The organism is Niastella populi (assembly GCF_002078015.1).
GTDB classification, from domain to species: Bacteria; Bacteroidota; Bacteroidia; order Chitinophagales; family Chitinophagaceae; genus Niastella; species Niastella populi.
The window spans coordinates 82,854-95,109 of sequence record NZ_LWBP01000089.1 but is presented as its reverse complement, the minus strand read 5'-3'; the positions used below and the strand labels follow the sequence as shown (position 1 = coordinate 95,109).

Here is a 12,256-nt window from a genome sequence, read left to right as displayed (position 1 = left end):
CGGGCTAATGACAACATATTTTGTTTAAACGGAATGCAATGTTGATTAAATCACAGGTCAAATATATTCAAAGTTTAAGCCACAAAAAATTACGAGATAGTGAAGGGGTGTTTGTGGCCGAGGGTCCAAAGCTAATTAACGAATTATTAAGTGCCCGTTTACCGTTGCAGCAGCTGTATGCGGTAAAGGAATGGATAGCGGAGCAGGGGAAGTCGCTGCACGCTGAAGTAACGGAAATAAGCCAGTCGGAACTGGAGCGCATATCCCTGTTGCAAACGCCTAACCAGGTGTTGGGAATTTTTAAGAAACCCGATTTTTCGGCGAACGCGCCTTTACGAAATAACATTTCGCTGATGCTCGACACCGTTCAGGACCCGGGGAATTTGGGTACTATTATCCGCTGTGCCGACTGGTTTGGCATTAAACAGCTCTTTTGCAGTACCGATTGCGCCGATGCCTGGAACCCGAAAGTGGTGCAGGCCACGATGGGCAGTATTGCCCGGGTGCAGGTAGCGTATGGCCCCCTGGGCCAGTGGCTCGATAAGGAGCCCGGGTTGCCAACTTACGCAGCCGTACTCGACGGAGCAGATCTGCGTAAGTTGTCGCCGGTTAAAGAAGGTATAATTATTATTGGCAATGAATCGAAGGGTATCAGCGATGCCATCCTGGCCCGGTGCAGTAACCGTATCACCATTCCGCGGTACGGCGAGGCCGAATCATTGAATGCCGCGGTAGCAACCGGTATCATTTTGTCGCACATAATTTGAACGGGTAACCGGCTACTCTTTTTTCAATACGATCCGCTGGGTATCGTCTAGTAAAATTTCATCGAATAATTTTTTGATCTCAGGATAACCGGCCGCTTCTATCTTGTGTTTCTTCAAAACCAGGGTGGCAGTGGTGTATACGGCTTTTTCCGTTTCATTATACCAGTATTTGGTGCTGTAGGCGGCATGGTTGTTCGAAAGCTCTTTTACTTTCGGCAACGCTTCCACTGCAAAACCGGCCGGCAGTTTAAATACGGTGGTATCGCTTTTTTCGAGCGGAAAGCTGAAATAGAAATCCTGTTTGCGCTCCTCTGCTTTTGGCAGAACGGAAGTCCATAATTTATAAATGCGCGGGCTGATAAAGAATTTATTTCCGGCATTGAACTCATGGATCTTTTCGAACGCCATTTCAAGTGTGGTGGTGTAACGGCCGGCGCCTTCTTTCAGCTTAAATGCAAAATCATCGGGTTGTTTAAAATGCAGGGCATGCACCAGGTATTCTTTTTGATCGTCTCGTTTTTCTTCAATGATATACCGCATTTCTTCCTTGTACTCACCGGTGGTTTTAAAAGTTGTAAGGGTAGCGCCGGAGCCATCATCCTGCAGCGTTATAACTGTATGTGCATGGAAGGTATTTTCTGCGCTGGTGCTTGTTGGGGTAGCCACCAGCACGCCGCCTTTTTCGGTTATCAGCAATGCGTTCCGGTTTTCGGTAAAAGGCCCAAGTACATTGAAGTCGTTGGTATTGCTGGTACATTCAAGCCATACTGTATCTTTTTGAAGCGGTACGCATAAGATAACGTGGTTGCAAAGCTGTGCGGGAAAATCGTCATCCATGGCGAGGGCGTTCTTTCCTGCATTGATAATGGCATTGTAACTGTTGATGCCTACGGCCGACAGCATGGCCTTCATACAGTTGCTGAGCGCCTTACAATCGCCATATTTCTTTTTATCGGTGAACTCGGCTGAAAAAGGCCTGAAGCCGCCGATGCCCAGTTGAATACTTACATAGCGAAAATTCTTCTGCAGGTATTCATACAGTTTTTTGATCTTGCCGTAATCGTCGGGAATATCCTTTACAAGCTCCTGAAAGAATGCCACGCGATCGGGCGGCAATTTGTCGAGCCCTTTGTACAGGCTGGCAACCCATGAACCATAATCTTTCCAGGTGCCGAGGTTACCTTCAAAATTATCGTACTTGAACTGGTTTGGCGCCAGCATAACATACGGGTATGGACTAGCCGCACCGGCTTCCCGTTTTAATGCCGGCAGGTTCCTGACCGTCCAGCGGTAGGTTTTATACCCGCCTTCCTCCGTGGTTTCGGGCTTTATGGTAATATTCTTTTCTTTAAAGCGAAGATCGAGGTCTTTGGGCACCTTTGCGGTGAACACCGATGATTCCACGCTCTGGTTGCCTTCCTGAATGTCGTAGCTGGGGAATATGAGGTTACCTTTTAACCTGATTGTGTACTTCAGTTCGAATGTAACGGGGTAGGCAGCCGCCGGAAAATTAACATAGGTGTATTTTATATCGTCGACCAGGTTGCTGAAACTGGCCTGGGTGGTCATATCCTTTTGTTTGTATTTGCTGATCTGGCGGCCCAGCGCGTCGAACACTTTCACTTCGGCGTCTTCCAGTACCCGGAACTTGGTAGTATACTCCGAAAACTGAAGGGCTGATTTGCCCTTTTCGTTCATTACGGTAACGATCTGGTGTACGGTGATCGACGACCGGTCGATATCCTTTACTTCAAACGCTATATTCTCATAACGTTTGATCACATCGGCGTCTTTTTTCACTATGTCGGGCATCGACGACAGTGCGTACAATGTGGTCACCTGGGCCTGCAGGCCCAGGGCCGTACATAGGGTGAATATTATTAATAAGCACTTTTTCATAATATACTTTTAGGGTTTAACGCTGAACGCTTAAGGCGGAAGGCTGATTTCCGAACTACGTTCTACCCGAATAATCTCAAACAGCCTGAATTTCGGGCGTGGGCCTTCGGCGTTTAGCGTTTTTTAATGGCGATCTGCTCGCTCAACACGGCAAAGAGTTGTTTGTAAAATTCCTTAAAATCCGGGTATTCCTGAACGGTAAAGAACGGTTTTTTAAATTCCAGGTTCACCCTTACCGCCAACTGGTTGTTTTCTGCCACCAGCCGCCGGGTTATGGCAATACTGGTATCGGGCATAATCATTCGCATGTTCTTCGGCAGGGCTTCAAACGCGTATCCTTCAGGAATTGTTATGTTGGCCACCAGGTTATATGACTGGTTCACGCCGAAGAAAATGTCGGAAAACCGCGAGTCGGCCACAAACGGGTTTTTCTCGAGCCGGGTGAAAAGGTTGGTTGAAAAGTACTTGTAATCGCCCGAGGCGCTCACCGGCATATTGAACTGTATTTTCTGAATGAGGGGCAGGGTATCGTCCTCGAGGTTTTCCAAAACAAGGCTGTCGACCTTTACGTTCTGGTTCCCGTCGTGAAAGTATTTTTCGAGGAATTTCGATTGGTCTTTTTTTGCATCCGTAACGCGTTGTACCCGGTCGTAATCATAGCTGAAAGCCGAAGCCCTGCCAGTCATTACGCCGCTTTCGTCGATATTTGCCTGTACAATTATGGTGTTCTTCAGCATTGTATTTTCATTCCACAACGGCCGCCAGCCCCATTCGAGGGTTTCGGGTTTTTCAATCACCAGTCCTTCAGAGAACATGACATCCATGGGTATCAGACGCGAAGGGGTATTCTTTTCGGTGGCGTCAAGCACGTAAACCTGCTCGCCGATCTCAACATAGGCCATTACTTTATCGAACTGTCGCACATCGGCAAGGGAGCTCGTTACAACTCCGTGGTCGCGGGTGCTTACCAGTATGGCGTGCGCTTTCAGGTTGGCGTCTTTAAGCAGGTTCACCAGTATCAGGTTGATCTCGCCGCTGGTGCCTTTTTTATCTTTCCAGGCAGCCCGTACGCCGTTCAGGGCCCAGATGTTGCTCAACCCGTTCCATTCCATATTCCGGCGAACATATTCATGAATGACAACCATTTTTCGATATGGATCGGTAAGGTTCTTTAACTGCGCTTCGAGGTCGGCGGTGCGGGGAATATTTCTTTTGAGCTGTATGCCAAAGTCTTCATCTTCCATGAGGCCTTTGATCTGCTGCGGCCATGATTTCACCAGGTTTTCGCGGTAGGTTGGCCATTTGATGGCCTGTAACCTGAGCTCGATCCGTTGCAGGTAGTCTTTATCGCAACTGATATAGGGTTCGTCGCGCAGGGCCGGAATGTTTTTCATGGAATAATGATGTATAATGCGTGTGCCCTTTGTATGCTGTTTGCTTTCATACGGAAGTACGCAAAACGGGGAGGCGTATATTTCTATCTCGTTGGGGAAATCGGTACGGTAGCGGCTGTATTTTACCGGTATGCTTCGTTGAAAATACCAGTTTTCCAGCGCAAAGCTGCTCCATACCTGCGACCATTTGTATTCTATAATGCTGCCCGCCTGCACATCGGGGAAGGTGAACACCTGTTCTTTGCGGTATTTATCGATGGGCTTTTCGTAAATAAGGTTTTTTTCTACCCTGGTGGTAACGATATTACCAGCAGCGTCGAGGTTATAGGTTTGGGCAGTAAGATTTTTTATGTGCTCTATGTTGCGGTAGCTCACATAGGGCAGGCGAATGTCGGCCTGGTTCTTTCCTTTATCTTTCAGGATCTTGATGCGTATATGGCGCTCGAGCTGCATGCTGCCCGACATGGACGTGAGATCGAAATACAGTTCGCCTACATCGAAAAGCACAACGGCTTCGGCCTTTTCATCAAAATCGCAGGTTTTCATTTCCAGTTCGGCTTTGTCAATTTTTCCAAAGCCGGGAACATCGCTGTCTTTCTGGGCAAGAAGGGAAAGCGAGGTGGTGAGGCAAATAACCAGGAGCAGTGACTTGAACATATCGGTTTATTATGGTTTAATTTTTCGTGAACCGGCGGTTGTGATACGGCAAACCCCCGACTTCATCGGGGAAAGCTGTGAAATGGCATTCACCAATGGCGGCACACCTGCCATTGTAAATGAACATTCCAATGCCTTACTTTGCGTAAGCACCGCTGATTCACTTTTGATCCCCAAATAAACCCCTGGTTTTATTGCCGCCGATGGCGGCGCCTTTCCCGCCTTCGCCAAGGCTACGGACGGGCAAGCACTATCGAATTATCACATTATCACATTTTCTTCAACACCACCTGCTCATTCATGATCTCGGACATTTTTTTGTAGAAGTCCTTTACGTATTCATATTCGTCGGCAGTAAATACGCTGCGCGTGGTGGTTATAGTATATTTTACCTGAAGTATATTGCTATTTACCTGTAATTGCCGGCTCATTGTGATGCTGGTGTCTGGCATGATCATGCGCACATTCCTGGGCAGGTTCTCCACCTTCAGTGAGGCAGGCAGTTCAATGTTCTCAACAATGGTATATGACTGCAAACACCCGTAATCGATGTTGGTGAACCTGATATTCGAAATGAAAGGGTTTTTCGCAATACCGCTGAACAGGTTCAGGTTGATGAGTTTGTAATCGCCGCTGGCTGTTGGCGGAATGGAAAATCCGAATTCCTGAACCGCAGGCAGGGAATCGTTATCCATGTTCTTCCAGTGCAGGCTGTCTATTGTTAACCCGGCCTGGTAAGATGTATAAAAGTTCTCTTTGAAGCGGTCTTTATCGCGTTGCCAGGCGCGCAGCCGGTTAAGGCGGGCATACTCGTAGCTCTCGATGGTTGCCGAACCTTTCATTTGCCCGCTTTCATCTACAGTGGCGAAAATATTCACGAAGTTCCGGTCTTTTTTATCATTTTCGGTAAGGGCTATAATGCCGCCTTTCTTACGGTTTACGATAAATGCTTTTGTATTGATCACGGAGAACGGGATCATAAATGGCGGAGTCCAGGCGCCTGCGGCGTCGAGTACGTATTTCTGATCACCGATAAGAACATACGCCAGTACTTTATTGAACTGATCTACGAACGGGTATTCAGGGTTCACTTTGCCATGACCGCGTTCGCTTACCAGCAGGGGATAGGCCTCCAGTTTGGCTTCCTGCAGCAGGTTAATGAGCATCAGGTTGATGTCGCTGCTGCTGCCTTTTCTTTTTTCCCAGGTATCTTTTACCCCGCTTGAAGAGGCGATGCCGCCGAGGCCGTTCCATGTATAGTTCTTGTAAACGAAGTTGTAGATATATGACATTTTTTCATAGGGCGAAGGAATTGCTTTCAACCGGTTCGTCCACTCGTCGCCAACAGCTATGTTCTTGTTCAACTGTACACCAAAGCCGGGGTTCGACATCAGTTCGCGCGTTAGCTCGGCCCAGGTGGTCATGTATTTTGTAGTGCCGCCAAATGTGCCCTGGTAGCCCGAGAGCTGAAACTCCACATGCTGCAGGTAATCTTTTTCCGCATCCATAAAAGGCTCATCGCGCAAACCGGCGATGCTGTCCATCCCGAAATAAATGCGGCCCGAATTCTTCTCCTGTTTTATGGAAATGGGCAACAGCTCGGTTTTGTATACCCGGTAGGCAAACTCGTAGTTGGGCATTACCACCAGCGAAAAGCGGCTGTGTATTACGGGCAGCTCGGTCTGGAAGTACCAGTCATCGAGATACGCATAACTTTTTGAGGTGGTGATGTATTTATATTCTATGATGCTGCCCACCTGTACATCGGGCATGGCAATACGTACAACAGATACCCTGTCGTTTACTTTTTGGCGGTAGATGGCGGATGGCGTAACTTTTTTTATTTCAGGCCCGCTACCGCTGCGGAAATTCCAGGTGTAGGCTTCAATATCGCTGATGTATTCGATATCGTCCTTGCTGAGGTAGCTGATGGAAATATCGCCGTGGCGGTTCCCTTTCGGTTTCAGTACCTTCAGCCTCTTACGGCGGTTGACAATAAGATTATATTGATCGTTATGGTCGGCCGACGCTTCATCGAGTAATACAACGGCATCGGCTTCCTTATCGAAGGAACATTCGGTAAGGGATTGTTCTTCGGCGGTGATCTCGCCAAACGCGGGCAGGGTAGTTTGCGCCGCACACAGTTCTGTTATAGCCAGGCAAATACAGCTACAAACCAGGCGTTTAAAATACAGGTGCATTAAGCAATTAATTAATTATGAACATCGGATATAGAATGTAGAATTTTAAATATAGAAGGAACGCTTAACCTGGGGGGCTCACTTCGATATTCGTTATTTAAAATTCGATATTCGATATTATTAAGGAATATACGTGTCTGATTCGTTATTCCCTTTCCCTGATTTTGTAAATTTATTTTTCAATATCAACCAAGCCGGATTAGCTTTGTTGATGTACTTTGGGATATGCTGCCTCCCGGTATCTTTTCAACGCTACGTATCGCGGTTTTTCCTTTCAATGAACGTAGCCGGGAACCTTACATAAGAAATAGGTGAGGAGATGCTCAGATAACAGGGGTTGGCAGTTTTTCATACGGGTTTAGTTAATTTATGCAAGTATAATAAAAAAAAGAGAACCATATTCACCAGACAGGGTAAAAGCAAGCAAATATGTCATCGAAAAAAGCAAGTATGTTGATTTTTTATATAGCGCTGGCAATGGCCGGGTTTGGGCAGCAGCCTGCCAAACCGGGGAAAAAGAACAGCGCCCCTGCGCAGGGAACGGCTTATAACCAGTTAGATAACACTTTGTTATGGAAAATAAGCGGAAATGGCCTTGCCCGGTCGTGCTATTTGTACGGCACCATGCATGTGTTGTGCGCCGAAGATGCCACGGTTAGCGATAGCCTTAAACTGGCCATCAGGTATGCCGATGAGATCTATTTTGAGCTCGATATGGACAATATGGGCGAAATGCTGGGCGCCATGAAATTCCTGCGGATGAACGATGGCAAAAAGTTATCGGAACTGCTTACCAAAGAAGAGTACGCCCGGGTGGAAGCATACTTCAAACAACATTCGGTGCCGTTGCCGCTGGCCATGATGAACCGGTTCAAACCCTATTTCATTTCAAGTCTTATTGGCGAGCAAATGATGAGCTGCGAGCAAAAGAACGGTATGGAAGAACTGATCATGCGCGAAAGCCGCCAATATCAAAAAGAGATAAAGGGACTGGAAACGTCAGAGTTCCAGGCATCGATCTTCGACAGCATTCCGTATGAAAAACAGGCGAAGGACCTGGTAAGTTATATCGATAGCATCGACAGTTATAAACAGGTGACTATGGAAATGGTGGAGGTGTATCGCCAGCAAAACCTCGAGCGCATGGATTCGCTGATGCACAAAAGCGATCCCGGTATGGATGAGTATATGGATATTCTGCTGTATGGCCGTAACCGCCACTGGGTTGAGCAAATGCCCGGGATCATGAAGGGAAAATGTATTTTGTTTGCCGTTGGGGCAGGGCATTTACCGGGCCGGCAGGGGGTTATCAATTTATTGCGGAAGAAAGGGTATAAAGTTACGCCGATGAAGAATATCAGTAAGAAGACTGAAAGTTTATAGGAAAGTTGATAAGGTTGAAAAGGTGATAAAGGCAGGAAGCACCATTAGTAGTTGAAAAGTTATAATATAAAACAAGCCCCGGCGGTACCGCCGGGGCCATTATTTTTTAAGCCGAACAGGAGCCCTTATCAACTCCGTCAACTTTATTAACTTTTCAACTCAGATTAGAACTGTTCCAGGCCACTAAAGAAAAAGTTTCCTTCAATAGCTGCATTCTCATCGCTGTCGCTGCCATGGATGGCGTTCTCACCAAGAGAAGTAGCGAACAGTTTGCGAATGGTGCCGGCTTCGGCCTGGGCGGGATTGGTAGCGCCGATGAGGGTACGAAATGCTGCAACTGCATTTGGTTTTTCCAGTATGGCGGCAATGATCACTCCGCTGCTCATAAACTCAACCAGTTCGCCGTAAAAAGGACGCTCTTTATGCACAGCATAAAATTCGCCGGCTTTTTCCTTGCTTAATTTGGTCATTTTCAACGACACAACGCGGAAGCCTTCTTTAATGATCCGGTCTAAAATAGCGCCGGCGTGCCCGTTCTTCATGGCGTCGGGCTTAATCATTGTAAACGTGCGGTTACTCATACTATCTTCTTATTTTGGCCGCAAAAGTAAGTTTTTAGTTCTAAGTTCAAAGTTTTAAGTTCAAAGATCATGGTTCTCAAAAACTGGCCTGTAGGAGCTTTGGAAGGCCTTGAATATAGCCTGGATTTATGAACAAGGAATACTTATAACTTAAAACTTATAACTTAAAACTTAAAACTCAGAACTGGTTTTGGCCATTGTGCTTTATTTCCGCAACTTTGCTGCCGTTTCATGAAACCTATACAAGACATATACCCATTACTTACAACCCCACATAATGTGGTGATTACCACGCATCAGAAACCTGATGCGGATGCCATGGGCAGTTCCCTGGCGATGTACCATTTCTTAACCTCTTTCGGCCATTCGGTAACCGTAGTATCACCTACCAACTGGGCAAAATGGCTCGACTGGATGCCTGGTGCGGCCAATGTGATCGATTACGAATTGCAGCGCGACCGGGGCGAAGCCGCCTTAAAACAGGCGCAATGGGTGTTTTGCCTCGATTTTAACGTGCTTATACGTACAAAACACATGGCCAACACGCTTCGTGCGGGAGCTTACGACCGCATTCTGATCGACCACCACCAGCAACCCGAAATCGGGGTTTTCACCTGGGGCATCAGCGATACCGGTAAAAGCAGCACCTGCGAAATGGTGTATGATTTTATCATAGGATCGGGTTATGGCGACCGCATTACGCCCGCTATGGCCGACTGCCTGTATGCGGGGGTTATGACCGATACCGGGTCGTTCCGCTTTCCTTCAGCCAGCGCCGCCGTGCACCGGATGGTGGGCGACCTGAAAGAACGGGGTTTAAGGCATACCATCGTACACGAGAATATTTACGATAATTTCCTCGAGAACAGGCTTCGCTTTATCGGGCACATCCTGCTGCACCGGATGGACCTGTTCTATGAGTACAATACGGCGTTGATCTCCATTCCCAAAAAAGACCTGTTGCGTTACGAGGTGAAGACCGGCGATACGGAAGGCCTGGTGAATTATCCCCTGAGTATTCAGGGTATCAAACTCGCCGCCCTGGTAATTGACCGGGACGAAGAGCGCAAATGGAGCTTCCGCAGTAAAGGCGATTTCGATGTAAATACCTTTGCACGCAACTATTTCGAAGGCGGCGGGCACTACAATGCAGCCGGCGGGCGCAGCAGCGATCCGCTCGATGTAACAGTTCAGCATTTCATTGAAGCCATGCGCAAGAATGCATTGCAATTACAATAAAACACTCTATTCAGAATCAGATGAAAAAAACAACGTTAATACTAAGTGCCTTATCAATCCTGGCATTCGGTACCGCCTGTAAGAACAGCGGTTTCAAAAAAACAAAGAGCGGACTGCTTTACAAGATCATCTCTACCGGCAACGGTGCCAAAGTTAAACAGGGTGATGTAGTGAAGCTTTCATTTACATATACTTTAAGGGATTCTGTGCTGAGCAGCTCCGAAGAGCAAATTCCCTTTTATGCAAAGGTCGACAGCGTAGGACCATTATACGATCCAAGAGAGATCTTCCCCATGTTGCACAAAGGCGATAGCGCTGTTGTAATTAGTTTGGCCGACAGCCTGGCTAAAAAACAGGGGATGCTGCCTGAGTTCATCAAACCAAAAGATAAACTCGTATTGAAGTTCAAAGTGGTTGAAGTATTCACTTCAGACAGCATTGCACAGGTCGACCGTATGGCAGAAATGCAAAAGGCGCAGCAACGCCAGCAGGAAAAACAGGCCAGCCTGAGAGGCCCTAAAGTAAAAGAAATTGAAGATTACCTGAAAGAGAAGAACATCGTTACACAGAAAGCGCCCCTCGGTACTTTCGTTGAAGTGAAAGAGCCAGGTACTGGTCCGCAGGTTGACAGCGGTAAATACTGCGCTATCCGTTATACCGGTAAATCATTCCCTTCAATGAAAGTGTTCGAAAGCAATATGGAAGGCGGCAAAGAGCCCTTCGGCGTAGTTGTAGGAACACACGCCGTTATCCCCGGTTGGGATGAAGGTTTGAAATATTTCAAACAGGGTGGCAAGGGTACGCTGTACATTCCATTCTTCAATGCATATGGCGCACAACCAGGCCCCGGCGGCAAACCGTTCGAGAACCTGGTATTCGATGTTGAAGTAGTGAGCGTAAGCGATTCTGCTCCCAAACAACAGCAAATGCCAATGCCCCCACCGCCACAAGGACAGCAGCATGGCGCCGGTGACGGACATAACCATTAATGGTTTGTGGTTTATGGTTTGTTGTTTGTGGTTGCTACCGCGACAGGGGTTTGTGGTTTATGGTTTGTGGTTTGTTGTTGCTACCGCGTTTCGGGAAGCCTTGCTAAATTCAGCAGTCAGAAATTCTGAAAATACAAAAGGCATGTTATCTCAATGATAGCATGCCTTTTTCTTATTTGAGGCCGGCCATTAGCAGCGGCTGCTGAAATAAGGATAACTACAAACCACAAACAAGCGTTATCGTCTCTTTCGCTTCTTTCACATCATGCACCCTTATTATGTTGGCTCCGTTTAGCAGGGCTATCGTATTTAACACTGTGGTGCCGTTCAGGGCTTCGGCGGCGGTTATGCCCAGCGTTTTATAAACGGTCGATTTGCGGGAAAGCCCAACGAGTATGGGTTTACCGGGCATTTTAAGCGTTGCCAGTTCTTTAAGCAGCGTAAAATTATGCGCGGGTGTTTTGGCAAAGCCAAACCCGGGATCGATAATGATATCGGTAATGCCTGCCTGATGGCAGTCGGCAATTTTTTGAATAAAGAAATCGAGTACTTCGCGGGTCACATTTTCATAGGTTGCGTGTTGTTGCATGGTAGCCGGCGTGCCTTTTATATGCGAGCACACATAGGGCACTTTCAATGCACCGGCGGTGGAAAGAATGGCCGGGTCAACCAGTGCAGCGCTGATATCGTTTATAATGGAGGCGCCGGCCGCAACCGCTTCTGCGGCCACCCGCGCATAATACGTATCTATTGAAATAACAGCTTCCGGAAAATTGTAATGCAACGATTCAATGGCGCCGGTAACCCGCTGCAGTTCCTCTTCCGCTGAAATGGCGGAGCTGTTGGGCCGGGTGCTTTGTCCGCCGATATCCAGTATATCGGCGCCGGCCTTCAGCATTTGTTCGGCCTGGTTTAACACCCTGCTTTCGCCCATAAACCGGCTTCCTTCATAAAATGAGTCGGGAGTGGTGTTTATAATGCCCATTACCAGGGGTTTGTCTATCACCAGTAAGCGGCCTTTACAATTCAGCGTATACATTTATGGTTTGTTCGTTATTTTTATTCACAAATGTAACATACTCATTTGTTTGTTACATTTGATTATCGATGCGGAACGCTCAACGCGGAAAATTCGGAATTTCAGGA

The 12,256-nt window shown here is 47.3% G+C and carries 10 protein-coding genes; 5 read left to right on the top strand and 5 right to left on the bottom strand.

Features of this window, described 5'->3' with window-relative positions:
* The first annotated feature begins 38 nt into the window (after window positions 1–38).
* Window positions 39–767, top strand: a complete 729-nt coding sequence (locus A4R26_RS09555) for a TrmH family RNA methyltransferase (RefSeq protein WP_081163557.1) — start codon at window positions 39–41, stop codon at window positions 765–767.
* Window positions 768–779: 12 nt separating this feature from the next.
* Here the strand turns inward: A4R26_RS09555 and A4R26_RS09550 are convergent, their stop codons facing one another.
* Window positions 780–2,666 (bottom strand): transglutaminase family protein, encoded by a 1,887-nt coding sequence (locus tag A4R26_RS09550; protein ID WP_081163556.1) that lies wholly within the window; start codon window positions 2,664–2,666, stop codon window positions 780–782.
* A gap of 113 nt (window positions 2,667–2,779) precedes the next feature.
* On the bottom strand, window positions 2,780–4,717 hold the full coding sequence (locus A4R26_RS09545) for a DUF3857 domain-containing protein (RefSeq protein ID WP_081163555.1): 1,938 nt from the start codon (window positions 4,715–4,717) through the stop codon (window positions 2,780–2,782).
* A gap of 40 nt (window positions 4,718–4,757) precedes the next feature.
* On the opposite strand from A4R26_RS09545, the gene A4R26_RS34850 reads away from it, so the two are divergent.
* Entirely contained in the window at window positions 4,758–4,898 is a 141-nt protein-coding gene (locus A4R26_RS34850; protein ID WP_165760211.1) for a hypothetical protein, read from the top strand.
* Window positions 4,899–4,986: 88 nt separating this feature from the next.
* Here the strand turns inward: A4R26_RS34850 and A4R26_RS09535 are convergent, their stop codons facing one another.
* Complete coding sequence (locus tag A4R26_RS09535; RefSeq protein WP_081163553.1) at window positions 4,987–6,918, bottom strand: DUF3857 domain-containing protein; 1,932 nt, start codon at window positions 6,916–6,918, stop codon at window positions 4,987–4,989.
* A 450-nt stretch (window positions 6,919–7,368) separates the two neighbouring features.
* On the opposite strand from A4R26_RS09535, the gene A4R26_RS09530 reads away from it, so the two are divergent.
* Window positions 7,369–8,301, top strand: coding sequence for a TraB/GumN family protein (locus tag A4R26_RS09530; protein WP_165760210.1), 933 nt, complete (start codon window positions 7,369–7,371; stop codon window positions 8,299–8,301).
* Window positions 8,302–8,465: 164 nt separating this feature from the next.
* Here the strand turns inward: A4R26_RS09530 and A4R26_RS09525 are convergent, their stop codons facing one another.
* Window positions 8,466–8,882 carry a nucleoside-diphosphate kinase gene (locus tag A4R26_RS09525; RefSeq protein WP_081163551.1) on the bottom strand — a complete coding sequence of 139 codons (417 nt, stop codon included), beginning with the start codon at window positions 8,880–8,882 and terminating at the stop codon, window positions 8,466–8,468.
* Window positions 8,883–9,113: 231 nt separating this feature from the next.
* Here A4R26_RS09525 and A4R26_RS09520 point away from each other — a divergent pair, with 231 nt between their 5' ends.
* Window positions 9,114–10,121, top strand: a complete 1,008-nt coding sequence (locus A4R26_RS09520) for a DHH family phosphoesterase (protein ID WP_081163550.1) — start codon at window positions 9,114–9,116, stop codon at window positions 10,119–10,121.
* Window positions 10,122–10,141: 20 nt separating this feature from the next.
* Window positions 10,142–11,110, top strand: coding sequence for an FKBP-type peptidyl-prolyl cis-trans isomerase (locus A4R26_RS09515; protein WP_081163549.1), 969 nt, complete (start codon window positions 10,142–10,144; stop codon window positions 11,108–11,110).
* A 217-nt stretch (window positions 11,111–11,327) separates the two neighbouring features.
* On the opposite strand, the gene folP is transcribed toward A4R26_RS09515, so the two are convergent.
* Window positions 11,328–12,149 (bottom strand): dihydropteroate synthase, encoded by an 822-nt coding sequence (folP, locus tag A4R26_RS09510; RefSeq protein WP_081163548.1) that lies wholly within the window; start codon window positions 12,147–12,149, stop codon window positions 11,328–11,330.
* Window positions 12,150–12,256 lie beyond the last annotated feature (107 nt).